The organism is Cupriavidus taiwanensis, from assembly GCF_900249755.1.
Classification (GTDB): domain Bacteria; phylum Pseudomonadota; class Gammaproteobacteria; order Burkholderiales; family Burkholderiaceae; genus Cupriavidus; species Cupriavidus taiwanensis_D.
The window spans coordinates 491,024-516,653 of record NZ_LT976854.1 but is presented as its reverse complement, the minus strand read 5'-3'; the positions used below and the strand labels follow the sequence as shown (position 1 = coordinate 516,653).

General features: G+C 71.4%; 24 protein-coding genes. 8 read left to right on the top strand and 16 right to left on the bottom strand.

Features of this window, described 5'->3' with window-relative positions; all coding sequences use genetic code 11:
- Positions 1–24: 24 nt before the first annotated feature.
- Together CBM2594_RS18140 and psrA are read right to left on the bottom strand one after the other, a co-directional pair.
- Positions 25–1,329, bottom strand: coding sequence for an MFS transporter (locus CBM2594_RS18140; protein WP_116358208.1), 1,305 nt, complete (start codon positions 1,327–1,329; stop codon positions 25–27).
- A gap of 74 nt (positions 1,330–1,403) precedes the next feature.
- Positions 1,404–2,495, bottom strand: a complete 1,092-nt coding sequence (psrA, locus tag CBM2594_RS18135; RefSeq protein WP_116358207.1) for an iron-containing alcohol dehydrogenase PsrA — start codon at positions 2,493–2,495, stop codon at positions 1,404–1,406.
- Between the two features lie 247 nt (positions 2,496–2,742).
- Here psrA and CBM2594_RS18130 point away from each other — a divergent pair, with 247 nt between their 5' ends.
- Positions 2,743–3,615, top strand: a complete 873-nt coding sequence (locus tag CBM2594_RS18130; protein WP_116358206.1) for a LysR substrate-binding domain-containing protein — start codon at positions 2,743–2,745, stop codon at positions 3,613–3,615.
- Here CBM2594_RS18130 and CBM2594_RS18125 read toward each other — a convergent pair.
- From CBM2594_RS18125 to pedF, 3 genes are all read right to left on the bottom strand, one after another.
- On the bottom strand, positions 3,534–4,541 hold the full coding sequence (locus tag CBM2594_RS18125) for a YhjD/YihY/BrkB family envelope integrity protein (protein WP_116358205.1): 1,008 nt from the start codon (positions 4,539–4,541) through the stop codon (positions 3,534–3,536). The genes CBM2594_RS18130 and CBM2594_RS18125 overlap by 82 nt on opposite strands.
- Positions 4,542–4,805: 264 nt before the next feature.
- Positions 4,806–5,714, bottom strand: coding sequence for a substrate-binding periplasmic protein (locus CBM2594_RS18120; RefSeq protein ID WP_116358204.1), 909 nt, complete (start codon positions 5,712–5,714; stop codon positions 4,806–4,808).
- Positions 5,715–5,789: 75 nt separating this feature from the next.
- A complete protein-coding gene (gene pedF / locus CBM2594_RS18115; protein WP_116358203.1) occupies positions 5,790–6,269 on the bottom strand; it encodes a cytochrome c-550 PedF in 480 nt (159 codons plus the stop codon).
- Positions 6,270–6,519: 250 nt separating this feature from the next.
- Between pedF and CBM2594_RS18110 the strand changes: the two genes are divergently transcribed.
- Positions 6,520–8,520, top strand: a complete 2,001-nt coding sequence (locus CBM2594_RS18110; RefSeq protein WP_116358202.1) for a sigma-54-dependent Fis family transcriptional regulator — start codon at positions 6,520–6,522, stop codon at positions 8,518–8,520.
- Positions 8,521–8,535: 15 nt separating this feature from the next.
- Here CBM2594_RS18110 and CBM2594_RS18105 read toward each other — a convergent pair whose 3' ends face one another.
- The gene (locus CBM2594_RS18105) at positions 8,536–9,495 is read right to left on the bottom strand and encodes an MBL fold metallo-hydrolase (RefSeq protein WP_116358201.1); all 960 of its coding nucleotides are present in this window, start codon (positions 9,493–9,495) and stop codon (positions 8,536–8,538) included.
- Entirely contained in the window at positions 9,495–10,430 is a 936-nt protein-coding gene (locus tag CBM2594_RS18100; protein WP_116358200.1) for an alpha/beta fold hydrolase, read from the bottom strand. The genes CBM2594_RS18105 and CBM2594_RS18100 overlap by 1 nt, the downstream gene beginning before the upstream one ends.
- A gap of 84 nt (positions 10,431–10,514) precedes the next feature.
- Here CBM2594_RS18100 and pqqA point away from each other — a divergent pair, with 84 nt between their 5' ends.
- From pqqA to pqqE, 5 genes are all read left to right on the top strand, one after another.
- The gene (pqqA, locus tag CBM2594_RS18095) at positions 10,515–10,589 is read left to right on the top strand and encodes a pyrroloquinoline quinone precursor peptide PqqA (RefSeq protein ID WP_012355514.1); all 75 of its coding nucleotides are present in this window, start codon (positions 10,515–10,517) and stop codon (positions 10,587–10,589) included.
- Between the two features lie 80 nt (positions 10,590–10,669).
- Positions 10,670–11,587 carry a pyrroloquinoline quinone biosynthesis protein PqqB gene (gene pqqB, locus CBM2594_RS18090; RefSeq protein ID WP_116358199.1) on the top strand — a complete coding sequence of 306 codons (918 nt, stop codon included), beginning with the start codon at positions 10,670–10,672 and terminating at the stop codon, positions 11,585–11,587.
- Positions 11,584–12,276, top strand: coding sequence for a pyrroloquinoline-quinone synthase PqqC (gene pqqC, locus CBM2594_RS18085; protein WP_116358198.1), 693 nt, complete (start codon positions 11,584–11,586; stop codon positions 12,274–12,276). Before pqqB ends, pqqC begins: the two co-directional genes overlap by 4 nt.
- Complete coding sequence (pqqD, locus tag CBM2594_RS18080) at positions 12,273–12,545, top strand: pyrroloquinoline quinone biosynthesis peptide chaperone PqqD (RefSeq protein WP_116358197.1); 273 nt, start codon at positions 12,273–12,275, stop codon at positions 12,543–12,545. The genes pqqC and pqqD overlap by 4 nt, the downstream gene beginning before the upstream one ends.
- The gene (pqqE, locus tag CBM2594_RS18075; protein WP_198048215.1) at positions 12,517–13,677 is read left to right on the top strand and encodes a pyrroloquinoline quinone biosynthesis protein PqqE; all 1,161 of its coding nucleotides are present in this window, start codon (positions 12,517–12,519) and stop codon (positions 13,675–13,677) included. Before pqqD ends, pqqE begins: the two co-directional genes overlap by 29 nt.
- 107 nt (positions 13,678–13,784) lie before the next feature.
- On the opposite strand, the gene CBM2594_RS18070 is transcribed toward pqqE, so the two are convergent.
- The 9 genes from CBM2594_RS18070 to CBM2594_RS18030 form a co-directional block, all read right to left on the bottom strand.
- Entirely contained in the window at positions 13,785–14,108 is a 324-nt protein-coding gene (locus tag CBM2594_RS18070) for a c-type cytochrome (protein WP_116358195.1), read from the bottom strand.
- 100 nt (positions 14,109–14,208) lie between these two features.
- On the bottom strand, positions 14,209–15,978 hold the full coding sequence (locus CBM2594_RS18065) for a PQQ-dependent methanol/ethanol family dehydrogenase (RefSeq protein WP_116358194.1): 1,770 nt from the start codon (positions 15,976–15,978) through the stop codon (positions 14,209–14,211).
- A 198-nt stretch (positions 15,979–16,176) separates the two neighbouring features.
- Positions 16,177–17,127 carry a quinoprotein relay system zinc metallohydrolase 1 gene (locus CBM2594_RS18060; protein WP_116358193.1) on the bottom strand — a complete coding sequence of 317 codons (951 nt, stop codon included), beginning with the start codon at positions 17,125–17,127 and terminating at the stop codon, positions 16,177–16,179.
- The gene (locus tag CBM2594_RS18055) at positions 17,124–17,945 is read right to left on the bottom strand and encodes a quinoprotein dehydrogenase-associated SoxYZ-like carrier (RefSeq protein ID WP_116358192.1); all 822 of its coding nucleotides are present in this window, start codon (positions 17,943–17,945) and stop codon (positions 17,124–17,126) included. The genes CBM2594_RS18060 and CBM2594_RS18055 overlap by 4 nt, the downstream gene beginning before the upstream one ends.
- Entirely contained in the window at positions 17,942–18,766 is an 825-nt protein-coding gene (locus CBM2594_RS18050) for an ABC transporter permease (RefSeq protein WP_232346664.1), read from the bottom strand. Before CBM2594_RS18050 ends, CBM2594_RS18055 begins: the two co-directional genes overlap by 4 nt.
- A 10-nt stretch (positions 18,767–18,776) precedes the next feature.
- Complete coding sequence (locus CBM2594_RS18045) at positions 18,777–19,979, bottom strand: branched-chain amino acid ABC transporter substrate-binding protein (RefSeq protein ID WP_116358191.1); 1,203 nt, start codon at positions 19,977–19,979, stop codon at positions 18,777–18,779.
- Positions 19,972–21,000 (bottom strand): PQQ-dependent catabolism-associated beta-propeller protein, encoded by a 1,029-nt coding sequence (locus CBM2594_RS18040; RefSeq protein WP_116358190.1) that lies wholly within the window; start codon positions 20,998–21,000, stop codon positions 19,972–19,974. The genes CBM2594_RS18045 and CBM2594_RS18040 overlap by 8 nt, the downstream gene beginning before the upstream one ends.
- Positions 20,997–21,776 (bottom strand): ABC transporter ATP-binding protein, encoded by a 780-nt coding sequence (locus tag CBM2594_RS18035; RefSeq protein ID WP_116358189.1) that lies wholly within the window; start codon positions 21,774–21,776, stop codon positions 20,997–20,999. Before CBM2594_RS18035 ends, CBM2594_RS18040 begins: the two co-directional genes overlap by 4 nt.
- A complete protein-coding gene (locus tag CBM2594_RS18030; RefSeq protein WP_232346663.1) occupies positions 21,773–22,798 on the bottom strand; it encodes a tripartite tricarboxylate transporter substrate binding protein in 1,026 nt (341 codons plus the stop codon). Before CBM2594_RS18030 ends, CBM2594_RS18035 begins: the two co-directional genes overlap by 4 nt.
- Before the next feature lie 293 nt (positions 22,799–23,091).
- On the opposite strand from CBM2594_RS18030, the gene CBM2594_RS18025 reads away from it, so the two are divergent.
- On the top strand, positions 23,092–25,545 hold the full coding sequence (locus CBM2594_RS18025) for a TonB-dependent receptor (protein ID WP_116358188.1): 2,454 nt from the start codon (positions 23,092–23,094) through the stop codon (positions 25,543–25,545).
- Positions 25,546–25,630 lie beyond the last annotated feature (85 nt).

Here is a 25,630-nt window from a genome sequence, read left to right as displayed (position 1 = left end):
CGGCGCGGTGCCGGCCCCGCTTGCTCAGCGGCGGATGAAGGCCGCGATCACGGCGCTGATCATGCAGCTGGCCGCCACGATCGGGAACACCAGCGAGGTATTGCCGGACTGGTCCAGGATGCGGCCGATCAGCGGCTCGCCCAGGCCGGCGAGCAGGTAGGAGAAGAAGTTGAGGATGCCGGTGGCCGTGCCCGCGCGCTTCGCGCCAACCAGGTCCGGACACAGCGCCCAGAACGACGACGCCGGGCCATAGACGAAGAAGCCGGCCAGGAACAGCGCGACGATGGCGCCCATGCCCGTCGGCAGCTGGTACATCACCATCGACGCGATCGCGCCCAGCACCATGTAGAGCATGATCGCCTTGCTGCGGCTGGAGCCGAACAGCCGGTCCGAGATCCAGCCGTTGGACAGCGCGCCGAACGCCATGCCCACCGGCAGCGCCACCGAGATCCAGGCCGGGTCGATCAGCGTCTCGGCACTCTTCCAGTTCTTGCCCAGGAAGTGCACCGGCACCCAGACGATCAGGCCATAGCGCGCGGCATTCTGGAAGCCGATCGACAACCCGGCGATCAGCAGGCGCGGGTTGCGCAGCACGGCCTTGTAGCGCGACCACGAGCTTTCATCGGCATCGGTTTCCACATTCGCGCGGGGCTCGGCATCCTCGCCCTTCGCTGCACCGGTATCGGGCGACTTGAAGCCAAGGTCCTCCGGACGCTCGCGCACCACCAGGTAGAACGTGATGCCGCCCAGCAGCATCAGCAGCACCGGCAGGCGGAAGATCCAGCGCCAGTCCAGATGCAGGATGTTCACCACCACGATCGAGGTCACGAACGACAGCACCGAGGCGCAGCCGGCCGCGAACACATAGAAGCCGTAGACCTTGCCGCGCTCGCCGGCGCCCCACCAGTTCGACAGCAGCCGGCTGCCCGGCGCCCAGCCGAGCGCCTGGAAGTATCCGTTGATGCCCCACGGAATCGCCAGGCTCTTGAAGCCCACGGCGAAACTGACCACCCAGTTGGCCGCGCACGACAGGATCGCGCCCGCGGTCATCACGCGGCGCCCGCCGAACTTGTCGCCGAGGTTGCCGTTGATGGCCTGGCCGATGGCATAGCACCACAGCAGGCAGGTCGAGGCCCAGCCCAGGGCTTCCTTGGACAGGCCGAACTCCTGCTGGATGCCGGGAATGGCAAAGCCGAAGGTCTGCCGCCCGGTGTAGAAGAAGAAATAGCAGAACATGGCGGCCAGCAGCATCCGCCATTGCGCGCGCCGGAACGATTGCTCGGCCGGGGCGACGAACGCCCCCACCTGGATGCGGTCGGCTGTTTCCATGGTTGTCTCCTGTTGTATTGTCGGCCCGTCTGCCGGGCTCGTGTGGCCGGGTAAACACCGGCCGTGGGGAACCGCTACGCCGGCACGGCGCCGATGAAGTTCCTGCCGCGCGCGCCGTCCAGCGCACGCGCGATCATGGCGCCGGCCTCGTCGTCGCTGACGCCGTAGTCGGCAAACTCGGTCTTCACGCCCAGCCCTTGCAGGAATGCGCGCAGGCGCTGCTGGCCCGCGGCCAGCGACGGCCCGAACAGGCGCTGCAGCGTGCGGTCGCGGTCGGGGCGGCATGCCCACGCCTTTTCCAGCACCATCGGCAGCGTGAACGAGCAGGCAATGCCGTGCGGCAGGCCGTGGCGCAGCGTCATTTCGTAAGAGATCGAATGCGCCAGCGCGGTCTTGGTGTTGGAGAACGCCAGTCCGGCCTTGAGTGCGGCCAGCGCCATGCGCTCGCGCAGCGACAGGTCATCCGGTTGCTGCACCAGTTGCGGCAGGGTCTCGAAGATGTCCTCGACCGCCGACACCGCGAAGGTGTCGGAGACCGGGTTGGCGTTGACGTTCCAGATCGATTCGAGCGCGTGCGACAGCGCATCGAGGCCGGTGGCAATGGTGGTGCCGCGCGGCACCGACAGCATCAGCTGCGCATCGACGATGGCCGCCTCGGGCCAGGTCTGCGGCAGGTGCAGCGAGTATTTCTTCTGGTTCGCCGCGTCCCAGATGGTGGCCCACGGCGTGACTTCGCTGCCGGTGCCGGCAGTGGTCGGCACCGCGATCAGCGGCTTGACCTGCGCCGGCGTAAACGACTTGCCGCTCGCCAGCAGGCTGATCAGCGAATCGAAGCGGCCCGAGCGGGTGCCGACCATCAGCGCCTTGGCGGTATCGATGGCGCTGCCGCCGCCGACCGCGACGATGGCGTCGCAGCGGTCGGCGTGTTCCCAGAAGCGGTTGTACAGGCCGGACAGCTGCGCCACGTCCGGGTTGGGCTGCACGTCTTCGATCAGCCCGGCCAGGTCGGCGCCCAGCAGGGCCTCGAGCCGCGCCACCAGACCCAGCTGGCGCGCTTCGGGGAAGGTCACGACCACCGCGCGCCGGCCGTGCAGCAGGGCCGGCAACTGGTCGAGCGCGCCGGCCCCGCAGTGGATCGACACGGGGTTGTGGTAGGCATGGGGCATCGGGGAGTCTCCTGTGTTCTGGCTTGGGGTAGCTTTGGCGGCGGCCGGTGCCGCGCGCCGGGTTGCCAGAAGTGTGGGAGACGCCAAACCCCCGGTCCAATCGCATCTTTGACGTCCGGGTGCGCCAAAACCGATGGATCGCCGCGGCGCCGCGCGGGCCTCGGGGAAACCCTGTACGCATCGGCGCACGGCTGTGGGAGACTCGCCGGACACGCCGCTAAAGCGGCGGCCAGCCCCCATCCCATTCATGTTCCACCAGTACTACAAGTCGATCCGCTGCTTCCACGCGGTGGCGCGCACCGGCGGCTTCACCGCCGCGGCGCAGTACCTGCATATCGGGCAGCCCACCGTGACCGACCAGGTCAAGGCGCTGGAGACGCGCTTCGGCGTCGAGCTGTTCCTGCGCAGCGGGCGCGGCGTGCGCCTGACCGAGACCGGCGAGCGGCTCTATGCGATCACGCAGGGACTGTTCGGGCAGGAAGAAGAGGCCATGCAGTTCCTGCAGAGCGCGCACAAGCTCAAGACCGGGCTGGTGCGGGTGGGCGCGGTATCACCGCCGATCGCGCTGGGGCTGGCGCGCAGGTTTCGCAGCGCGCACCCGGCGCTGGAGCTGACCGTCACGATCGGCTCGGAGGCGTCGGTGCTGCGCGGGCTGCAGGATTTCGACATCGACGTCGGCATCCTGGCGGAGCCCGACCCGGTCGCGGGCCTGCATATCGCGCCCTATCGCAGGGAGCGCATCGTCGCGGTGATGCCGGCGGGCCATGCGCTGGCCGCGCGCGCGTCGGTCACGCTGCAAGACCTCGCGGGCGAGCCCGTGATCCTGCGCGAAGCCGGCTCGAAGACGCGCGACCGCGTCGAGCGCGCCTGCGCGCAGCAAGGCGTGGCGCTGCACTGCGCGATGGAGATCAACAGCCGCGAGGCCATCCTGCATGCGGTGGCGAGCGGCATGGGGCTGAGCTTCGTGACCCAGATCGAATGCATCCCGCTGCCCGGGCTGCAGGTGGTGCCGGTGGACGAGCCGCTGCTGTCGATCGACTATTCCCTGTGCTGCCTGGCGGTGCGCAAGGAGCGGCCCTTGATCGCGGCGCTGTTTGCGGTCGCGCTGGGCGGCGGCTGAGACTGCGACTGCGACTCAGCGCGCTCGGCCTCGGCCTGGGCCGCCGCTTCGTGCCGGCGCGAACCGTAGCGGCGCGCGTACTGCCAGGTGAATTCCGCGCCCAGCAGGAAGATCTGCGCGGAGTAGTAGACCCACAGCAGCAGCACCACCAGCGAGCCGGCGGCGCCGTAGCCGTTGGCCACGCCGCTCTTGCCGATATACAGGCCGATCAGGAACTTGCCCAGCGTGAACAGCAGCGCCGTCACCGCCGCGCCCAGCCACACGTCGGGCCAGCGCACCTTGGCGCGCGGCATGATCTTGTAGATCATGGCGAAGATCACGGTGATCAGCACCAGGCTGACCACGGTGTCGAGCACATGGGCGATCAGTTCCTCGGCCCCGAACAGCGGCCCCCACAGGCGGTTGAGCGCGGAGATCGCCGCGCTCAGCAGCAGCGACACCACCAGCAGGAAGCCGATGCCCAGGATCATGCCGAACGACAGCAGCCGCGCGCGCAGCAGCGCGAAGATGCCCGAGCTCTTGCGCCGCTCGGGCACCTCCCAGATCCGGTCCAGCGCCGACTGCAGCTCGGCGAAGACCGTGGTCGCGCCCACCAGCAGCACCGCCACGCCGACCACCGCCGTCAGCGCACTGGCCGCCGGCTTGCTGACCGCCAGCAGCATCGCTTCCACGGTCTTGGCGCCTTCCGGGCCGAGCAGCCCCTGCAGCTGCGCCACCACTTCGCCGCGCGCGGCCTCGTGCCCGAACACCACGCCCGCCACCGAGATCACGATCAGCAGCAGCGGCGCGATCGAGAACACCGTGTAGTAGGCCAGCGCCGCGCCCATGCTGGGCGCGTAGTCGTCCACCCAGGCGTTGACGGTATCCCGCAGCAGCCCGTAGAGCGCGCGGGGCGAGGACAGCAGAACCGAGGGGAAGGAAGGCATCGCGGCACCGGTAGTGACGATACTGCCCTGCCCCCGCAATTCCCGTTCCTGCCGTGGCGATGGGCCGCGGGAATGCCCGGCCTGGCGCCATGCAGCCGGCAGAGCGCCGCCCGGGGCGCGCCTGGCGGCCAGGCACGCGCCGGCTTTGCGCGGGTGTCGTGCCGATCCGGTGCCGGATCGCATGCATTCTTTACAACGGCCGGCGGGCGTGCCGGCGTGTCCGAGGGGCGCGCGGGCCGCGGGCTGCGGGGCCCCTCACGGCGCTCAAGGCGCCTGCATCGATACCCCGTAGCCGCCAAAGATGCGCGCCAGCTCGCCGTTGCCGCGGATCTTGTCCAGCGCCGACTCCAGCGCTTCGGCCAGCTCGCGCTCGCCCGCCTTGACCGCCATGCCGACGGCCCATCCGCGCGGTGGCAGGAGCGGCGCGCTGATGTCGGTGGCGGCATAGCGGCCGGCGGCGCGGCCGCCGGCCTTGAGCGCGCTTTCGTACTGGGCCCGCGTCACCAGCGCCGCGGCGATCTCGCCGGCAAACAGCGCGTTCAGCGCCGCGCCGGCCTCGGCATAGATCCTGACCTGGTCGCGCAGCGCGCCGCCGCCCGCGGACAGCAGCGCATTGGCGCCGGCCGAGCCCGCGGCCGCGCCGGTCGGCTGGCCGGCCAGGTCTTCCAGGCCGCGCACGTCGCGCACCCGCTCGCGGTCCTGCGCCAGCACGAAGGTCTCGCGGTAGTAGGGCGCGACGATCAGCGCCTTGTCGTTGGCGCGCATGAAGGCCCGGTCGACCGGCACGTGCAGCATCACGTCGGCCGGCCCGTAGCCAAGGTAATGGCCGCGCCAGACCATCGCGCGCAGGTCGTCCGACATGTCCTCGTCGGCATCGAACGGCATCAGCGCCACCGACAGGCCCAGCGCCTTGCCCAGCGCCTGCGCCAGCGCCACGTCGATGCCGGCGTACTGGCTCCCGGCCAGCGACGAGAACGGCGGCAGGCCCTTGTACACCGCCACCTTCAGCGTGCCGGCCTGGCGGATCCGGGCCAGGTCGGCGTGCGCCGGCGACATGCCGAGCAGCGCGACGGCGGCCAGCAGCAGGCCGCCGAGCCAGCGCCGCAGGTGCGGCACGGGCGCCGGCAAGGCGGACGGGGTAAGCCGCGGGCCGCGGACAGGGCTGGCAGGCATTGGCATCTCTCCAGGTAGACCAAGGGGCCCGGGCTTCAAGTGGGGGCACCGGGCAGGAAGGCGCGGGCGCGGCGCTTACTCGTGACGCGATTCCAGGTAGGTCTTGATGGCCCAGACCGCTTCCTGGCTGAGTACGCCGTCGAACGGCGGCATGTAGACGCGGCCGTCGCGGGTGCGGCCCTTGCGCACGGTGGTGGTGTAGAACTGCGAGATCTCGCTCTGGCAGGCCTGCTTCTTCCTGGCATCGGCGAGCGCGACGCAGTCGCCGTCGAGCTTGCGCAGGTCGGGGGCAATGCCGCCCGACACGGCCTCCAGCCCGTGGCAGCGCGCGCAGTTCTGGTTGTAGGCCGACGAGCCGATGCGCAGCGCCTCTTTGTGCGCTTCGCCGGTGCGATAGGGATTGTCCGGACGCCATTCGTCGCCCAGCTGTGGTAACGCTTTGGTATCGACGGCCTGGGGCGTGACATCGCCGTGGGCCAGCACCGGGCCGGCGGAAAAAGCGGTCAGGGAAGCGCAAAGCGAGAGCAAGGCGAGCAGGCGGCGCTGCGTTTTCATGGATGTCTCCTACAGTGATGGGGCTGGCTTTTGTTTGCCCCGTTTCCGCAAGAGCCATACCAACGCGGCGGCGCGCTGCAAATGCCGCGTTTGCCGGGCTGGAACGGCCCCGGCAACGCCGCGGTGTCCCGGAATGCCACACCCTGGCAAGTGTTTTGCTTCACCACGCAACACTGTCGAGCGCGCCCCTGGCGCGGCCGGCAGCGACCCGCGCAAAGATCGCGGGCGGATTGACACAGGAGACCGAGACATGACCATCCAGCCGGACCCGGCCCGTCCGCAAGCGGCCGCCCCCGTCGATGCCGGGCAGCCCGAGCGCGCCGAGCTGATTGCCCAGGCCCACCAGCGCTCGGAGTCCTACGGCCTGCGCCCCTATGAATCGCCCGACTTCTGCCCCGTGCTGCAGAGCGAGCTGAAGACCCGGATCGAACGCAGCCAGTCGCTGTTCGCCTATGCCCTGCCGGTGATGGAGACGCTCCACGAGCAGATCGTCGACACCCAGAGCATGATCGTGCTGACCGACGCCGACGGCCTGATCCTGCACGCCATGGGCGACGACGACTTCCTCGCCCGCGCCGACAAGATCTCGCTGCGCCCCGGCTCCGAGTGGTCGGAGGCGCGCCGCGGCACCAACGCCATCGGCACCGCGCTGGCCGAGAACCGCGCCACGCTGGTCCACGGCGACGACCACTACCTGCATGCGAACCAGTTCCTGACCTGCTCGTGCATGCCGATCCTGGACCCGTACGGCAAGACCGTGGGGGCGCTGGACGTGACCGGCGACCAGCGCAGCTTCCACAAGCACACCATGGCGCTGGTGCGGATGTCGGCGCAGATGATCGAGAACCAGCTGTTCGGCAATGCCTTCCGCGACATGGTATGCATCCGCTTCCATTCGCGCGCCGAGTTCCTGGGCACGCTGGTGGAGGGCATCGTGTCTTTCACGCCCGGCGGGCGCTTCCTGTCGGCCAACCGCAGCGGGCAGTTCCAGCTTGGCCTGTCCAACGGCGCGCTGCAGGCGCACACCTTCTCTTCGCTGTTCGGGCTGTCGATGTCGCAGCTGTTCGACACGGCGCGCGCGGCCCATGCGGGCATCGTCCAGTTGGCCCTGCCCAGCGGCGTCAAGGTCTGCGCGCGGGTCGAATGGAAGTCGCCGGCGGCCGCGCTGCCCGCCGGCGGCGAGGCGCGCCACGCGGTGACGCACGCGGCCGCGCACGGGGCCACGGCGGCGCCGCGCGCCCTGGCCGCGGGCCCGGCGCCCTCGCCCGGGCTGGATCAGCTGGACACGGGCGACGCCCAGATCCGCGCCGTGATCGGCAAGCTGCGCAAGGTCATCGGCAAGGACATCCCGGTGATGGTGCTGGGCGAAACCGGCACCGGCAAGGAGCTGATGGCGCGCGCCATCCACGCCGACAGTGCCCGCCGCACCGGCCCCTTCATCGCGGTGAACTGCGCCTCGATCCCGGAGACCCTGATCGAGTCGGAACTGTTCGGCTACGAGGAAGGCGCCTTCACCGGCGCCCGCAAGAAGGGCGGCATCGGCAAGATGCTGCTGGCCAACGGCGGCACGCTGTTTCTCGATGAAATCGGCGACATGCCGCTGCACCTGCAGGGCCGCCTGCTGCGCGCGCTGCAGGAGCGCGCGGTATCGCCGCTGGGCAGCAGCAAGGTGATCCATATCGACGTCTCGGTGGTGTGCGCCACCAACCGCAACCTGCGCGAGCTGGTCGCCAACGGGCAGTTCCGCGAAGACCTGTACTACCGCCTCAACGGACTGGTGGTGCGGCTGCCGGCGCTGCGCGAGCGCAGCGACCTCGATGTGGTGGCCGGCAAGCTGCTGCGCCATGACCACGGGGGCCACGCGGCCGGCGAGCCACCCCGCATCAGCGAGGCGGTGATGGCGCTGTTCCGCCGCTACCACTGGCCGGGCAATATCCGCCAGCTGGGCAACCTGCTGCGCACCGCGCGGCTGATGGCCGAAGGCGAAGCCGAAATCACCGAGGACCACCTGCCCGACGATTTCCTTGACGACCTGCGCGAGCCGCCGGCGTGCGCGGCCGCACCGGCCGTGCCAATGCCCGCAAGCGGGCAGCCGACGCGGCTGGCCGAGGTCGAGGCGATGGCGATCGTGGCCACGGTCCGGGCCCATAACGGCAATATCTCGGCGGCGGCCAAGGCGCTGGGGATCTCGCGCAACACGGTCTACCGCAAGATGGAGGAGGCGCGCGCGCTGCCGCAGCAGGCCGGCTGACACCCGGCCGCAGGTTCAGGCCGGCGGCTCGCCGCGCATCCACAGGTCCTCTAGCTCGCGCCAGGCGCGCTGCACGTTCAGCGGATGGCGCGCCTGGAAATGGCGCCAGTGCCGGAACGGCCCCGCCGCCACGGCTTCGACGGCATGCGAGGCATCCTGGCCCGCGGCCAGCGCGGCGCCGATGCCTTCGGCCAGCGCATCGAGATAGGCCAGCGTCGGCACCAGCGTTTGCGCGGGCGTGCCGGCCGCCGTTGCCACCACATTGTCTGCCGGCAACGCGGCCAGTTGCCGCAGCGCATGGCGCCAACCCTGCAGCGACGCTTCCTGCATCTCGGGCACACGCTCGCGGTATGCCAGGCCGCCCGCGCACAGCAGCCGCAGCTGCGGCGCGTACAGCGCGGTATCCGACGCGCTGTGCGCCGGCGCGTGCACGTGCACCTGCCACGCGGTCGCGCCGGTATGTAGCCAGCCGCCGTCCTGCAGCGCCGGCTCCGGCAACACGATCACGGCGCCGCGCATGGCGGCGGTCCCGAGCTGCGCGTCCAGGCGCGCCAGGCAGTCGGCGCACCGTTGCCGCATCAACGCGGCGGTGGCGGCCGACGCCAGGAACCGCGGCCGCGGCCGCAGCCCGGCAAAGGCGGCGTTGGCCAGCACATTCTCCGGATGCGCGTGGGTGTTGACCACCCAGCGCACCGGCTGCGGCGTCAGCGCGCGGATCGCTCCGAGCAGCGCGCGGCCCCATGCCGCGTGCGGCCCGGGATCGACCACCAGCACGCCCGCGCGCGTGACATGGACCACGCTGGGCACCACCGTGCCGGCGTTGGCGCGCATGGCTTCGGCATTGTGGGCGCGGGCGACGTAGACGCCGGCCTGCAGCGGGTCCAGCGTCACGCGCGCGCCGGCGGCGGCGGGCTGCCAGGGATCGAGGGCAAGCGCCAGCGTGGCCCCGAGAAAGCCGCGTCGCGTGGCGGCCATCAACGCTGCCAGGCGCGATCGCGGATCGCGGCCACCAGCGCGGCGCGCATGGCGCCGTCCGCCACGTGGCCGCTGTCCACCCATTGCAGCCGCGCGGCCGGCATGGCATGCCGCAGCCGGCGGGCATTGGCGGGCCGGCAGACCGCGTCGGCGCGGCCGTGCAGCAGCGTCACCGGCATCTCGTGCGCGGCAATTTCGCGCGCCGCGCGCAGCAGGGCCGGCTTGCCCAGCCCGGCGCGGTGGCGCAGGTAGTGCGCCTGGATGCGGTACTTGCGTACCGTGGCCAGCTGTTCGCGCGCGCCCTGCCGGCGTCCCTGCGCGAAGCCCCTCAGGCCAAGCCTGGCCAGCTCCGCCCGACGCCACGCGGCAGCGGTGTCCCGTTTTTGAACAACCGTCCCGCTTTGGAGCAGTCGCGACACCGTGAGCAGCCGGGCACGCGCCCCGGGCAGCCGCTCGCCCGCGGGCGCGACGCGGCGCAGCATGCCGCCGCCGGGGCGCGGCGCAAACAGTCCCAGCACATCGTCGCGCCCGGTCAGGAAAGCGCCGCGCAACACCAGCGCCGCCACCGCGTGCGGGCAGCGCGCGGCGTAGGCCAGCGCCAGCGCCGCGCCCCACGAGCCCCCCACCACGCCCCAGCGCGCAATGCCCAGCGCCGCGCGCAGCTGTTCGAGGTCAGCCAGCAGCGCGCCCACGTTATTGCGCCGCAGGCTGCCTGCCGGCGTCGAGCCGCCGGCGCCGCGCTGGTCGGGCAGCACCACGCGGTGCCGCCGCAGGTCGAACCATGCCGCCATCGACGCCGCGCAGCCGCTGCCCGGCCCGCCATGCAGCACCAGCCAGGGCTCGCCCCGGGGCGAGCCGCACAGCCGCACGTGCAGGCGCTGGGCGTCGGGGGTGTGCAGGTAGAAGACGTCGCGGTTGTTGGTCAGGTCGGGCATGGTTGTTGCCTTTCAGGGCATCGCGGCAGCCACGCTGCCATGCCGCGACGACATTCACTAACCATGCCACCCGAGGAGACCGACATGACCTGGACCACGCCCGCCTACACCGAGCTGCGGCTCGGCTTTGAAATCACGATGTATATCGCCAACCGCTGACCGGCCCGGCCTTTGCGCAGGCAGGCGCCGGTGCGGCGCCTGCGCGGCAAAGGCGTGACCCACCCTCGCGCGCTCGCACCATGACGACCATCCGGGTACTGGGCTCGGCCGCCGGCGGCGGCTTCCCGCAATGGAACTGCAATTGCCGCAACTGCGACGGCGTGCGCCGCGGCACCGTGCGCGCCACCGCGCGCACGCAATCGTCGATCGCGCTGAGCGGCGACGGCCCCGAAGCGGTCCTGGTCAACGCCTCGCCCGATATCCTGCAGCAGCTGCGCCAGGCGAGCGCACTGCAACCCGCGCGCGCCGCGCGCGACACCGCGATTGCCGCGGTGCTGCTGATGGACGCGCAGATCGACCACGTCACCGGCCTGCTGATGCTGCGCGAACACCGCCAGGCCCTGCCGCTCTATGCCACCGCCAGCGTGCTCGAAGACCTCGCCGAGGCGTTCCCGCTGACCTGCATCCTGTCGCACTATTGCGGCCTGCAGCGCCACTCGCTGCCCTGCGACGGCTCCGCGTTCACGGTGCCGCCGCTGGACGGCGTGGCGCTGACCGCGATCCCGCTGCAGAGCAAGGCCCCGCCCTACTCGCCCAACCGGCGCGCACCGCGCCCGGGCGACAACATCGGCCTGCGCATCGAAGACCGCCGCAGCGGTCGCAGCGCCTTCTATGCGCCCGGGCTGGGCCAGGTCGACGACCACGTGTTCGCGCAGCTGCGCCGCGCCGACGTGGTGCTGGTCGACGGCACCTTCTGGCGCGACGATGAAATGCAGGCGCTTGGATTCTCCACGCGCAGCGCCGCCGACATGGGGCACCTGGCCTTGTCCGGGCCGGGCGGGATGATCGAAGTCCTGGACCGGCTGCCCGCCACGCGCAAGATCCTTATCCACATCAACAATACCAATCCGGTGCTGGCGGAAGACTCGCCCGAGCATGCCGAGCTGGCCCGGCACGGCATCGAACTGGCCTACGACGGCATGGAAATCGCGCTATGACAGCCACCGTTGCATGGACCCCGGCCGAGTTCGAGGCGCGCCTGCGCGCCCGCGAAAGCGGCTACCACATCCACCATCCGTTCAACCAGCGCATGGCCGCGGGCGAATGCACGCCCGCGCAGATCCGCGCCTGGGTGGCCAACCGCTTCTACTACCAGGCCAGCATTCCGCTGAAGGATGCCGCGATCCTGTCCAACTGCCCCGACCGCGCCACGCGCCGCGAATGGGTGGTGCGCATCCTGGACCATGACGGCACCGACACCCGGCCCGGCGGCATCGAGGCCTGGCTGCGGCTGGGCGAGGCCGTCGGCCTGGAGCGCGAGGCGCTGCTGAACCACCGGCAGGTGCTGCCCGGAGTGCGCTTCGCGGTCGACGCCTATGTCAACTTCGCGCGCCGCGCGCCGTGGCAGGAGGCGGTGTGCTCGTCGCTGACGGAGATGTTCGCGCCGAAGATCCACCAGGAGCGGCTGGCCGGCTGGCCCACGCACTATCCGTGGATCGAGGCCGGCGGCCTGGATTATTTCCGCTCGCGCATCCCGCTGGCGCAGCGCGACGTCGACCACGGCCTGCGCGTGACGCTGGACTACTTCCGCAGCGCCGCAGCCCAGCAGCGCGCCCTTGATATCCTGCAGTTCAAGCTCGACGTGCTGTGGTCGATGCTCGATGCGGTCCAGCTCGCCCACCCATGACAGCCAGCACGCAAGACCTCGCCACACCGACCTTGCACCGGACCTTCCGCCTGCAGTGGGAGGCATCGCAGCAGAGCTGGGTGCTGCTGTACCCGGAAGGCATGGTCACGCTCAACGACAGCGCCGCCGCCATCCTGCAGCGCTGCGACGGCCACCATACGCTGGACATGCTGATCGACGACCTGCAGGCCGCCTTCGGCGTGCAGGGCATCGCGCCGGAGGTCCATGCCTTTGTCAGACATGCCATCGAACGCGGCTGGCTGGTCTGAGCCGGCGCCACCCGGCCCGCCGCTGTGGCTGCTGGCGGAACTGACCTACCGCTGCCCGCTGCACTGCGCGTTCTGTTCCAATCCGGTCGACTATGCACGGCATGCCGAGGAACTGGACACGGCGCAGTGGTGCGACGTATTCAGCCAGGCGCGCGCGCTGGGCGCGGTGCAGCTGGGCCTGTCCGGCGGCGAGCCGCTGCTGCGCAAGGACCTGGAGACGCTGGTGCGCCACGCGCACGGCCTCGGCTTCTACACCAACCTGATCACCTCGGGCGTGGGCCTGACCGATACCCGCCTGGCCGCGCTGCGCGAGGCCGGGCTGGACCATATCCAGCTGTCGTTCCAGGACTCCACGCGCGAGCTCAATGACTTCCTGTCCAGCACCCGCACGTTCGAGCTGAAGCAGCGCGTGGCCAGGCTGATCAAGGCGCACGGCTATCCGATGGTGATGAACTGCGTGCTGCACCGGCACAACCTGCCGCACGTCGGCACCATCATCGAGCTGGCCTTGCAGCTGGGCGCCGAATACCTGGAGCTGGCCAATACGCAGTACTACGGCTGGGCCTGGCAGAACCGGCTGGCGCTGATGCCGACCCGCGAGCAGCTGCGCGAGGCCGAGGCCGTGGTGCAGCAGTACCGCGCGCGCATCGGCAGGCAATGCCAGATCCTGTTCGTGGTGCCGGATTATTTCGAGGAACGGCCGAAGAAATGCATGAACGGCTGGGGCACCACCTTCCTCGGCGTGGCGCCGGACGGTACCGCGCTGCCGTGCCATGCGGCGCGCATGCTGCCGGACCTGGCCCTGCCCAGCGTCAGGCACCAAACGCTGCGCGACATCTGGCACCACAGCGACGCCTTCCGCCGCTTCCGCGGCACGCAATGGATGCCGCAGCCGTGCCAGTCGTGCGAGCATCGCGAGGCAGACCTGGGCGGCTGCCGGTGCCAGGCCTTCCTGGTCACCGGCGATGCCGCCGCGACCGATCCCGCCTGCGCGCAGGCCCCCGCGCGCGGGCGCCTGCGCGAGATCGTGCTGCAGGGCCGGCTCGCCGCCGCGCGGGCGAGCGAGCATCCGCTGGTGTTTCGCACTGACGGGAACTCAATGCGCCTGAGCGGGCGGCCGCGGCAGGACTGAGTCAGCGCCAGCGCCGGTGGCGCCGCAAGCGGGTCTTGCGCCGGCTGCGCGCGCCGGCGACGGGGCCGCGGCCGACACAGCGCCCGCCGCCCGCGCACCGACCCGATTCAGCCGACGCCGAGCACCCACTGCGCCAGCTTCTTCGCATCGTCCTCTCCAAGGTTGCCATGCGGCGGCATGGGGATCCTGCCCCACGCCCCCTTGCCGCCCTCCCGTATCTTCTTCGCCAGCGACGCGGCCGCCTGGCTGTCGCCCTTGTACCGCGCCGCGACCTCGGCAAACCCCGGCCCCACCAGCTTCGACTGCATGCCATGGCAGGAAAAGCAGCCGCTCTTGTCGGCCAGCGCCTGCATTTCCTCCGCGGTGGCGGCCAGCGCCGCGCCCGGCAGCAGCGCGCCGGCCGCCGCCAGCGCCATCCATTCCTTCTTCATACCTGTACCCCTATCCGATGCTGTTGCTACCGTGTCCCGCGCGCGCCATGGCATCGGGCGATGCCATGGCGTGCGCGCGGCCGTGTCACCCGTTACCTGTTCAGCTCTTGTGCAGCTTGAACACCCACACCGAGCCGCCCTGCTCCAGGAAATTCACGCGCTTGGCCACCTCGCCGCCCCACAGCGGCACCGCGCCGCCCCAGCCCGACACCACGGCGACGAACTGCTCGCCGTTCTCTTCCCACGTGACCGGGGGTGCCACCACGCCGCTGCCGGTCTGGAACTGCCACAGCTCCTTGCCGGTCTTCGCGTCGGCGGCCTTCAGGTAGCCTTCCGGCGTGCCCCAGAACACCAGGCCGCCGGCGGTGGTCATGGCGCCGCCCCACAGCGGCGCGCTGTTCTTGACCTCCCAGACGATCTTGCCGGTCTTGGGGTTGATCGCGCGCAGCGAGCCGATGTAGTCGTCGTTCAGCGGCTGGATGGTGAAGCCGGCGCCCAGGAACGCGGCGCCCTTCTTGTAGCTGATGGGCTCGTTCCAGATGTCCATGCCCCATTCATTGGCGGGCACGTAGAACAGGCCGGTCTGCGGGCTGTACGCCATCGGCTGCTGGTTCTTGCCGCCCAGGAAGCCCGGCGCGGCGAACACCGACTTGCCCTTCTTCTCGCCGCTGGCGGCGGCCGGATCGCCGGGGCGGCCCTCGGCCACGTAGTTGGGGCGGCCGCTCTTCAGGTCGATGCCGGTGGCCCAGGTGATCTTCCTGACGAAGGGGAAGGCGTTGACCAGCTTGCCGCTGCGGGCGTCGTTGACGTAGAAGAAGCCATTGCGGTCGGCCTTGCCGCCCATGCGCCTGCCGTCCAGGTCGAAGGTGATGAACTCATTCACGCCGTCGAAATCCCAGCCGTCGTTCGGGGTGTTCTGGTAGTGCCAGACGATCTTGCCGGTGGCGGGATCGAGCGCCACGGTCGAGGCCGAGTAGAGGTTGTCGCCCTTGCGGATGTGGCTGTTCCACGGGCCGGGATTGCCGGTGCCGAAGTAGGCCAGGCCGGTTGCCGGATCATAGGTGCCGCCCAGCCACGTCGCCGCGCCGCCGGTCTTCCACGTCTCGCCGGGCCAGCTGGCGTTCTGGGTGCCGGTCATGCCGATCTCGGTCTTGTTGCCGTCCTTGTCGTACTTGTAGCCCATGTGGCCTTCGACCACGGGCCGCGACCACACCAGCTGCCCGGTCCTGGCATCGCGCGCGTCGACGCGGCCGACCACGCCGAATTCGCCGCCCGAGATGCCGGTCAGCACCAGGCCCTTGGCCACCAGCGGCGCCGCCGTGTACGAATAGCCCGCCGCATAGTCTTCCAGCTTCTCCTTCCACACCACCTTGCCGCTGGCCTGATCCAGCGCCACCAGCTGCGCGTCGAGCGTGCCGAAGATCACCAGGTTGTCGTACAGCGCCGCACCGCGGTTGACCACGTCGCAGCACGGCATGATCCCTTCTGGCAGCCGGTGCTCGTACTTCCACAGCTTGCGCCCGGTCTTCGCGTCGAGCGCGTAGATGCGGGAATAGGAGGCGGTGACGAACATCTTGCCGTCGTGGACCAGCGGCTGCGATTCCTGTCCGCGCTGCTTTTCGCCGCCGAACGAAAACGACCACGCCGGCACCAGTTGCCCCACGTTCTTGGTGTTGATGCGCGCGAGCGTGGAATAGCGCTGGCCCTGCGGCCCCATGCCCCACGACAGCACGTCGCCGGGGGTCTTCGCGTCGTTCTCGATCATGGCGTCGCTCACCGCGCTTACCGAGCTTACCGCCGCCTGCGCGGCAACGCTTGCCGCGGCGGCCGCGATTGCCGCGGCCGCCAGCCCTACTCGTAACGTCCTCATTGCCATCTCCTCTCTTGTTTTGGATTTCCCTGGTGCGCCACTGCGCCACACACACCAGCACGCAAATGGCAAATCCCATGCCAGTAGGCTGGCGCCCTGTTGACGCGCCTGGCGGGCCGGTCGCATGGCCGCGGCCCGCGCCAGCGTGCAACACCGCGTTGCAGCTGCGCCAGAATTGAACAGCCGCCGCCAGCCGTTTCAGTGGCCCAGCGCGGCTTCCTCGTGCGCCGGATAGAGATGGATCACGTTGCGCGGGTACTCGGCGGCAAGCGCGCCCCAGCGCGCAAAGGGCTCGGGCACCGGCATCGCCATCACCTCGGCCAGGTCGCGTCCCTGCGCCGCGGCTTCGCGCAGGCGCGTGTCGAGCCATTGCAGGTAGGCGCGCGTCTGCGCGATGGCCTCCACGCCCCCCAGCGCGGGACCGTGGCTGGGCACCAGCAGGCGCGCCCCGCTCTGCTCCATCAGCGTTTGCAGCCGCGCCAGGCTGTCGAGCCAGCGGCCGAGGTGTGCATGCGGCGTGGTCGGAATGCGCTGCCGGAACACCAGCCCGCCGGCAAAGACGATGCCGGCGCCGCGGTCCAGCAGCACCAGGTCCGCGTCGGTATGGCCTTCCAGGCGGATCAGCTCCAGCGTGCGCTGCCCGATCGTGCGGGGGCCGGGCGCGAGCGCATGCACCGGCGGCGCGGGCTCGGTGCCGCGCATCCAGTCGCCGCACAGGCGATAGAGGTTGTCGGCATAGGCGGCGCCTTCGCGGCGGGCGCCGTCGATGGTGCCGGGCAGCGCGCTGCCGCCCACGTCGGCATAGGCCTGGTTGCCGAAGAAGTAGTCGGGATGCTGGTTCAGGTTCAGCACCAGCCGTACCGGCGCGCCGGTGCGCGCCGCGATGGCGCGGCGCTGCTGCTCGCCATACTCGCGCGACGGGCCGGTGTTGATCACCACCACGCCGTCGCCGGTGTCGATAAAGGCGGTGTTGATGATGTTGCAGCCGTTGGCCGGCGCGAAGTCGGCATTGGCGCCTTCCAGCAGCCACACGCCGGCGGCGATCTCGCGCGGGGCCAGGCGGTAGTCGGGCGGCTGCGCGGGCGCCGCGCAGACCGCAGCCGTGGCCAGCCACTGCAGCAGCAACAGCAACCGCAGCGCCCGCTTCATGGCGACACCCGCGCCGCGATGCGGTTGCCGTTGTTGTCGTGGCCGGCCACGGTCATGCCGGGCACCACCGCCTCGCGCAGGTCGAACGAGAAGATCGGGTTCTCGGCCACGGGCTCGTGCAAGGCCAGCCGCAACAGCGGCTGCCTGGCCGCGTCGGCCAGCACCAGGGTCTCGATATGGAACGCCGGGATGCCGGCCACCAGGCCGGTGTCCATCGGGTGCATCACGCGCAGCCGCACGCGCGCGCCGGCCTCGCCTTGGCCCTGGCCCAGGCCCGGGAACACGCGCGCCTCGACCCGGTTGAGGGTGCGGCTCCAGCTGCCGTCGCGGCGGGTGGCGCCGGGCACGGTGCAGCCACCGCCGCCGGCGTCGACCCATGCGCTGCCGACATGCCAGGTGCCGTCGCGCGTGCGCGCCGCCACCCGCACCGGCGAGGCCTGCTCCAGCTTGAACCGGAACGACAGCGACGGCCGCACCCGCAGCGGCTCGAACACCAGCACCGGGCGAATCGGGTTGCGGTCGACCGCCACCACGATGCGGTCGACCTCGCCCAGCGCCGACGCGTCGAAGGCAACCGGCACGCGCATCGGGTCTTCGGCGAAGGCGGGGGCGGTGACGCGCACGCGGCTGTCGAACACCACCGGGCCCTGCTGCAGCAGCGCCTTGTGGATCCAGGCCCATTGCGGCGACTGCATGGGGTCGCGGTGCGCGATTCCGGCAGCGGTGCCGGGCGCGGCTGGCGCGGCTGGCGCAGCGGTGCCGGCCAGCCCCAGCCATGCCAGCGCCAGCAGTGCCATGCCGTGCCGGCGGCCCCTCATGCCGGCTGCCCGCGGCGCGCCATGCCGCGCTGCGGGTCATAGCCGCGCAGCGCCAGCGCGAAGAACGCCACGGCGCAGCCCGCGACGATGGCCAGGCTCTGCGGCGCCAGCTGCCCGTACAGCGCAAAGCGGATCGCCTCCACCGCGTGCGTGAACGGGTTCAGCCGCGCCAGCTGGTACACCGCGTCGGCGCCCGATTCCTGCAGGCGCCACAGCGGATACAGCGCCGAGCTGATGAAGAACATCGGGAAGATGACGAAGTTCATGGTCCCGGCAAAGTTCTCCAGCTGGCGCACATGGACCGACAGCAGCAGGCCCAGCGCGCCCAGCATCAGCGCCGCCAGCGTCATCGCGCCCAGGCCGGCCAGCAGGTGCAGCGGCGCGAAACGGATGCCGAACGCCGCCGCCACCAGCAGGAACGCCGCCATCTGCAGCAGCGACAGCAGCGTGCCCGCCGCCAGCTTGCAGCCCAGCAGCCAGCCCCGCGGCAGCGGCGCGGTCAGCAGCAGCCGCATCACGCCCATCTCGCGGTCGTACACCATGGCCAGCGAGGACTGCATGCCGTTGAACAGGGCGATCATGCCCAGCAGCCCGGGCGCGACATAGACCTGGTATTCGATGTAGGTGTCGTACGGCGGCGCAATCGCGACGCCCAGTGCATTCTGGAAGCCCGCGGCGAATACCAGCAGCCACAGCAGCGGGCGCACCAGCGACGACAGCAGCCGCCCGGGCTGGCGCAGGTACTTGCGCAGCTCGCGCCCGCAAACGGCGCGCAGCGCGCGCCAGCGATGGCTCGGCAGTGGGGAAATGGTAGCGGGCATGGTCGGGGGGTCAGGTCGGGGCGCGGCACGCGGTATCGGCCTGGTCGGCGCCCAGGGTGTCGAGATTGTTGAGCGGATGCAGCACGCCTTCGGCGGGCGCGGTGCCGGCCACGCCGTCCGGATGGGCCAGCATCAGCGGCTGGCGCAGCTGGCGGTCCCAGCGCCGGAACGACAGCGGCGGCCCCTTGAAGCCGTCCACCACCACCTGCCCCGCGGCCAGCGCCCGGGCCTGTGCGGCGAAGCCCGCGGGCTGCCGCACCACGCTCTCGGCAATGGCCTTGACCGCGACCCAGGCGGCCCAGTCGTAGCCGGTCATCGGCCGGCCCGCGGCCCGGGCGAAGCGCCGGTTGAGCTGCGGCGCGCCGTTGCGCTCCCAGGCCCAGTGCCAGGCCTGCGCACCCAGGCCGCTGGCGCCCACCACCGGGCGCGGCAGCTGCGTGGCGTAGGGCAGGCCGCGCGCGAACTCGCCGTCGGCGTCGGCGACCACCACCACGTCGTAGTCGACGCCGCCGCTCAGCAGCCTGACATTGGCCTGGTCGCGCTCGCGCGGATCGTTGGACAGGCGGAACACGCGCTGCGCGCTCCAGGCGATGCCGAAGCGCCGCGCCGCGCCCACCAGCGCCTCGCGCTGCGCGGCGTCGGCCGCGGACGGCCCGCTCAGCAGCAGCGCGCGGCGCCACTTGCGCGCGGCCAGGTATTGCATCAGCGCGTCGGCGCGCATGCGCTGGCTGGGCAGCGTATGCAGCAACACCGGCGCGCAGCCGGCGCCGCGCAGCGCATCGTCATCGGCCGAGACATTGAACAGCAGCGCCTCGCCCGGCTTGACCGCGTCCGCCGCGGCCCTGACCGAAGCGGGCGGCAGGTCGAGCAGGATGTAGCGCGTGCCCTGGCGCGCCAGCGCCGCGACCAGCGCCGCCACCTCGGCCGCGGTGCGGGCCTGCTGCCCCTCGACCCGGAGCGACTGGCCCGCGGCCTCCAGCGCATAGCGCGCTTCCGCCGCCGCGACCCGGGCGCCATCGAGCGCAGGGCCGTGCGGCTGGTCGGGATAGCGCTGTGCCAGCCGCCGCGGCGCATGGCGGGCATCATCGGCCTGCGACACCACCGCGACGCGCACCTCAGCGGCGTGCAACGGCGCCGGCAGCGCAAGCCCCAACGCGAACTCCAACGCAAGCGCCAGCGCGCAGGCCAGCACTGCCGGCGCCCGCTCAGTCATCGATCGCCACCGAATGCGGCACGCGCCCCGCCCTGAGCGTGGCCACCGCCTTGCGGCTGGCGGTGTCGACCACGCTGACATCGTCGGACAAGCCGTTGGCGACATAGAGCCGGGCGTTGTCGCGGCTCAGCGCCAGCCCCCAGGCGCGCCGCCCCACCAGCACGTAGTCCTGCACGCGGCGCGACGCCACCTCCACCACCGCGACATGGTTGGCGCGGCCCAGGCCGACATAGGCGTGCGTGCCGTCGCTGGCCGCCGCCATCCCGACCGGGGTCACGTCTTCGGCGCGCATGCCGCGCGGCGCGAAGGCAATGGTCCGGACCACCTCGAGCGTATCGGTGCGGATCACGCTGACGCTGGCCGACAGCTCGTTGGAGACCCACAGCTCCTTGCCGCCGCGCACCAGCAGCAACCGGCGCGGCCGGTTGCCGACGCGGATATTGCGCACCACCTTGCGCGAGGCCACGTCGACCACGTGCACCAGGTTCGCCACCTCGGAGGCCACGTACACCTGGCGTCCGTCCGCGCTGACCCTGACGCCTTCCGGCTCCTCGCCCACCGCCACCGCGAACACGCGCTTGCCGGTGCCGGTGTCGTAGGCCGACAGCAGCGCATCTTCCTCGTTCGATACGTAGAGCGTGCGGCCGTCCTGGCTGAGGTCGAACAGTTCCGGATCGTCGCCGACCGGCAGCGAGGCCACGGTCTTGCGCGTGGCCACGTCGACCACGTCGACGCGGTGGTCGTCGCTGCAGGCCACGTACAGCCGCGCGCGGTCCGGCGACAGCTGCAGGTGGCGCGGCCGCCGGCACTGGCGCCATGCCGCGAGCTGCTGGCCGCTGCGGGCATCGTAGGCGGTCAGCGCATCGTCCTTTTCGCTGGAGACAAAGACCTGGCGGGTCGCGGCGCGCGCGGCGCCGGCCTGGCCGCCCTGGGCCCCCTCGGCCAGGCCGGCGGCAACCAGCAGGGTGGTGGCCAGCAGCCAGGCGCCGGCAAGCCAGGCGGGGGACGGCATCGGGCTCATGCGGTGACCTCCGTTGGCGCGGCGCGGGCGAGCGACGGCGTCATCGCCAGGAACGCGGTTTCCAGCGTCGCGGCTCCGGTCACGCCCAGCAGCGCGGCCGGGGTGCCGTCGAAGCGCACCGCGCCGCGGTCCAGCACGACCACGCGATCGGCCTGCTCCACTTCCTGCACCAGGTGGGTGGCCCACAGCACGCCGGCGCGCGCGTGCCGCGCCCGCCGCCGGCACTCGGCCAGCAATTGCACGCGCGAGGCCGGGTCCAGCCCCACCGTCGGCTCGTCCAGCAGCAGCATGGCCGGCTCGTGCAGCAGCGCGCGCGCCAGCTCGACCTTGCGCCGGCTGCCGCCCGACAGCTCGCGCACCGGCGCCTGGGCGCGCGCCGCCAGGCCGAACCCCTGCAGCAGGCACGCGATCCGCTGCGCCGCCACGCGGCGCGGCAGGCCATGCAGGTCCGCATGGAAGCGCAGGTTGGCCTGCACCGGCAGGTCCAGGTCGATGGCGGGCTGCTGGAACACGATGCCCAGCTGCGCCAGCGCGCGCACGGGCTCGCGCCGCATGTCGCAGCCCATCACCGTGACCTGCCCGGCATCGGCGACGAACAGGCCGCCGAGGATCTGGAACAGCGTGGTCTTGCCCGCGCCGTTGGGGCCCAGCAGCGCGACGAATTCGCCGCGGCGCACGCACAGCGAGACCCCGTCCAGCGCGACGCGGGCGCCGAACGCCTTGCGCACGGCATCGCAGCCGAGCGCCAGCGTATCGCGCGATGGCGCCGCGCTCATAGCTGCCCCCGCGTCCGCGCCGTGCCCGCGCGCGCGGCAAAGCTCCGTTCGGTCTCCCATGCCTGGCGCAGGAAGGCTTCATATTGCGCGGTGCCCAGGTAAGTCAGCTCCTGGTCGTAGCGGGCCAGCTCGGCAAGATGGCGCGGCTGCTGCATGGCGGCGCGGAACGCATCGTGCAGGCGCCTGACGATGGCCGCATCGGTGCCGCGCGGCACGCCGATGCCGTAGGGCGAGTTGTGGACCGCATCGGCAAAGCCCAGCTCGGCCACGGTCGGCACCTCGGGCCAGTGCGCCGGGCGCTGCGCGCTGAACACCGCCAGCAGGCGCAGCTTGCCGGCCTCGACGAACGGCGCGAAGCCGGTGGAATTGACCCCCGCCATCAGCGAGCCGTTGGCCACCGCCAGCATCTGGTCGGCGGTGCCGTGGTACGGCACGTGGAGGTAGCGCACACCGCTGCGGCCCAGCACATCCTCCATCGCCAGGTGGGCAGTGGTGCCGATGCCGGTGGAGCCCACCGTCAGCTGGCCCGGGTGCGCGCGGCCCCAGGCAATCAGGTCGCGCAACGAGCGCCACGGGCTGTCGGCGGGCACCACGATGCCGAAGGTATAGCCGGAGATCATCAGCACCGGCTGGATGTCGCGCAGCGGCTGCCACGCCGTCTTCTGCTGGTGCGGGAACCGGTACACCGTCAGCGGCAGCTGGCCGATGGTGTAGCCGTCCGGCCGCGCGGCGGCAAGCAGCCCGCCCACCAGCGTGCCGCCGGCGCCGGGGCGGTTTTCCACCACGATCGGCTGCCCCAGTTCGCGCCCGGCCAGCTCGGCCAGGATGCGCATGGAGATATCGGTGGCGCCGCCTGCCGGCCACGGCACCACCAGCGTAAGCGGACGCGACGGGTAGGCTGCCGCACCCTCGGCCCGCGCCAGCCCCGCCGGCAGCAGGCCGAGGCACATCGACAGCAGGCAGGCAAGGCAACGGAACATGGCGAAGGCACCGGACAGGTTGGGATGCGCAGTGCTGAGCAAGGCCGATACCATGTGCGACGCAGCAACGCACGCCGCCCGCCCGCGGCCGTTGCCTGGCCGGCCCGGCGCCGCTTTTGGGCGCTGCGCCGCTGCGGCGCGTGGTGCAATGCGCCGCGTCGGCACTGTGCCGCGATGGAACACTGGCCCGCTGGCGCCACGCACGACTGTCCTGTTTTGTGACAGGCGCGCGCCGGCACCATGGCCCGGCGCCGCACGGTACGAAAACTGCTGAGTCCCTCCCGACAGGCGCTGCCCGACGCAGGCATGCGCCGCCTATCCGGAGGAGACCGACCATGCCAGCCATCTTGCGCCCCGCGCCGCCCGGCGCGCGGCCATCCCGCCTGCCACGCCGCGCTGTGGCCGCTCGGCGGCCCCGCGCGGCAACCCGTGCCGCGATGCTGTGCGCGGCCATCGCATTGCTGTGCCAGCGTGCCGCTGTGGCGCAACAGGACACCGCTGCGCCAAACCAGGACACGGTCCTGTTGCCCGAGGTACTGGTCGTCGCCGCCGCGCCGCTGCCCGGCATCGGCGTGGCCAGCGACCTGGTGCCCTACACCGTGCAGACCGTGCGCGGCAGCGAGCTCGGCGGCGCGCGCGCCGGCAACCTGGCCGACTACCTGAACCGCCACCTCGCCGGCGTCAACGTCAACGACATCCAGGGCAGCCCGTTCCAGACCGACATCACCTACCGCGGCTTCCGCGCCTCATCGATCCCGGGCGTGCCGCAGGGCCTGTCGGTGTACCTGGACGGGATCCGCGTCAACGAGCCCTTCGGCGACGTGGTGAGCTGGGACATGATCCCCGAGGCGGCGCTGGCGAGCGCGTCGCTGGTGTCCAGCGCCAACCCCGCCTACGGCCTGAACACGCTGGGCGGCGCGCTGGCGATGACCACGCGTTCCGGGCTGGACTCGCCCGGCTTCGGCGCCGATCTCTCCTACGGCAGCCATGCCCGCAAGCGCGCCGACCTGTCCGGCGGCATGCGCAGCGACAGCGGCTGGCACGCGTTCGCCGCCGGCACGCTGTTCCAGGAACACGGCTGGCGCGACCACTCCGAGGGCCGGCTCGGCAACGTCTTTGCCAAGGCGGGCTATGCCGGCGCCAGCACCAGCTGGGACGCCTCCGTGCTGCACGGGCGCAGCACCCTGACCGGCAACGGGCTGGTGCCCAGCTATCGCGCCGGCGACGGCGGCACGCTGCCCGAGCTCTACCAGGCCAACCGGCGCGCGGTCTACACCTATCCCGACCAGACCCGCAACCTGGTCACGCAGGCCGCGCTCAACGCCCGCCACTGGTTCGACGACAAGACCAGCGTTGCCGCGCTGGCCTACGTGCGCAACAGCCGCCGCGACACCGCCAACGGCGACGTCAACCCCGACTACGAAGACTATGCCGAAGACTGCGAAGACGGCTTCAACGCCGACGGCAGCCCGCGCGGCGACGACTGCGAGATGACCCGCGCCGAGGGCGCGGCGCTGCACCCGGCCGTGCTCAACACCAGCCACATGCGGCAGCAGACCGTCGGCATGGCGCTGAGCCTGGCGCGCGAGACCGAACGCCACGTGCTCAATGCCGGCCTGACGCTCGACCGCAGCCGCCTGACCTATTCGCAATACGCGCAGCCCGGCACTTTTACCGAAGACCGCGGCGTGGTGGCCGACCCCGCCGAGGCCAATGCACTGTTCTCGGGGGTCGGCGGCAACGCGCGCACGCTGGGGGTGTACCTGTCCGATACCTGGTCGCTGACCCCCACCACCTTCCTGACCGCCTCGGCCCGGTGGAACCACGCCAGCGTCAGCAACACGCTGCGCAACAGCGATGGCAGCGAGCAGCCGCGCGAGAGTTTTACCTATCGCCGCCTCAACCCGGCGCTGGGGCTGGCGCAGAAGCTCGGCGGCGGCGTCACGGTGTTCGGCGGCTATGCGCAGAACAATCGTGTGCCGACCGTGCTCGAACTCGGCTGCGCCGACCCGGAGCGGCCCTGCCGGCTGCCGGCCGGCCTGCAGGCCGATCCTTACCTGAAGCAGGTGGTGTCGCATTCGTACGAGGCCGGCGTGCGCTGGCACCCGCGCCCGCACACCGAGGTCACGGCCTCGCTCTATCGCATCGACAACCACGACGACATCCTGTTCCTGCGCGCGCCGAACACCCAGCTCGGCTACTTCGCCAACTTCGACCGCACCCGCAACCAGGGGCTCGACCTCACCGCGCGCCACCGCCTGGGCGCGGTCACGCTGCGGCTGGCCTACAGCTACCTGCAGGCCACTTACCAGTCCGCCGGCGCGCTCGCCGCCGGCGAGCGCACCATCGATATCCGCCCGGGCATGCGCATGGCCGGCCTGCCCCGCCATACGCTCAAGCTGGGCGCGGACTGGCAGGCGCTGGCCGGACTGGTGCTGGGCGCCGACCTGGTGGCGGTATCAGGCGCGGCTTCCAGCGGCAACGAGGACGGGCTGCGCAGCGACCCGCAGGCGGGCGCCGCGCCCCGGACCGCGGACTGGAGCACGCCGGGCTACGCCACCCTCAACCTGCGCGCGGCGTATCAGGTCAGCAAGCGCTTCGAGATCTACGCGCGCGTGGCCAACCTGCTGGACCGCCGCTACGAGACCTACGGCCAGATCGCCAACGACGTGTTTCCCGGCGGCAGCCTGGTGCGCCCGCACGTGGCGCCCGGCGATGCGGCCAGCGCGCTGTTCGTGGCGCCGGGGGCGCCCCGCAGTTTCTGGCTGGGGCTGGTGTTCCGGATGTAGCAGTCGCCGACGCCGCCACCTTCACCATTCCTTACAGACAACGGCGCTGGCAACATTTATTCTCCTGTCGCAAACGGAATCCCCA

Coding starts and splice junctions, on each gene's coding strand:
- CBM2594_RS18120 (WP_116358204.1), bottom strand. CDS start 5,714: ATGCCTGCCAGCCCTGTCCGCGGCCCGCGGCTTACCCCGTCCGCCTTG.
- pqqD (WP_116358197.1), top strand. CDS start 12,273: ATGACAGCCAGCACGCAAGACCTCGCCACACCGACCTTGCACCGGACC.
- psrA (WP_116358207.1), bottom strand. CDS start 2,495: ATGCCCCATGCCTACCACAACCCCGTGTCGATCCACTGCGGGGCCGGC.
- pqqC (WP_116358198.1), top strand. CDS start 11,584: ATGACAGCCACCGTTGCATGGACCCCGGCCGAGTTCGAGGCGCGCCTG.
- CBM2594_RS18100 (WP_116358200.1), bottom strand. CDS start 10,430: ATGCCCGACCTGACCAACAACCGCGACGTCTTCTACCTGCACACCCCC.
- CBM2594_RS18065 (WP_116358194.1), bottom strand. CDS start 15,978: ATGAGGACGTTACGAGTAGGGCTGGCGGCCGCGGCAATCGCGGCCGCC.
- CBM2594_RS18060 (WP_116358193.1), bottom strand. CDS start 17,127: ATGAAGCGGGCGCTGCGGTTGCTGTTGCTGCTGCAGTGGCTGGCCACG.
- CBM2594_RS18105 (WP_116358201.1), bottom strand. CDS start 9,495: ATGGCCGCCACGCGACGCGGCTTTCTCGGGGCCACGCTGGCGCTTGCC.
- CBM2594_RS18125 (WP_116358205.1), bottom strand. CDS start 4,541: ATGCCTTCCTTCCCCTCGGTTCTGCTGTCCTCGCCCCGCGCGCTCTAC.
- CBM2594_RS18040 (WP_116358190.1), bottom strand. CDS start 21,000: ATGAGCCCGATGCCGTCCCCCGCCTGGCTTGCCGGCGCCTGGCTGCTG.
- CBM2594_RS18070 (WP_116358195.1), bottom strand. CDS start 14,108: ATGAAGAAGGAATGGATGGCGCTGGCGGCGGCCGGCGCGCTGCTGCCG.
- CBM2594_RS18130 (WP_116358206.1), top strand. CDS start 2,743: ATGTTCCACCAGTACTACAAGTCGATCCGCTGCTTCCACGCGGTGGCG.
- CBM2594_RS18055 (WP_116358192.1), bottom strand. CDS start 17,945: ATGAGGGGCCGCCGGCACGGCATGGCACTGCTGGCGCTGGCATGGCTG.
- CBM2594_RS18045 (WP_116358191.1), bottom strand. CDS start 19,979: ATGACTGAGCGGGCGCCGGCAGTGCTGGCCTGCGCGCTGGCGCTTGCG.
- CBM2594_RS18035 (WP_116358189.1), bottom strand. CDS start 21,776: ATGAGCGCGGCGCCATCGCGCGATACGCTGGCGCTCGGCTGCGATGCC.
- CBM2594_RS18050 (WP_232346664.1), bottom strand. CDS start 18,766: ATGCCCGCTACCATTTCCCCACTGCCGAGCCATCGCTGGCGCGCGCTG.
- CBM2594_RS18110 (WP_116358202.1), top strand. CDS start 6,520: ATGACCATCCAGCCGGACCCGGCCCGTCCGCAAGCGGCCGCCCCCGTC.
- pqqB (WP_116358199.1), top strand. CDS start 10,670: ATGACGACCATCCGGGTACTGGGCTCGGCCGCCGGCGGCGGCTTCCCG.
- pedF (WP_116358203.1), bottom strand. CDS start 6,269: ATGAAAACGCAGCGCCGCCTGCTCGCCTTGCTCTCGCTTTGCGCTTCC.
- pqqE (WP_198048215.1), top strand. CDS start 12,517: ATGCCATCGAACGCGGCTGGCTGGTCTGAGCCGGCGCCACCCGGCCCG.
- CBM2594_RS18025 (WP_116358188.1), top strand. CDS start 23,092: ATGCCAGCCATCTTGCGCCCCGCGCCGCCCGGCGCGCGGCCATCCCGC.
- CBM2594_RS18140 (WP_116358208.1), bottom strand. CDS start 1,329: ATGGAAACAGCCGACCGCATCCAGGTGGGGGCGTTCGTCGCCCCGGCC.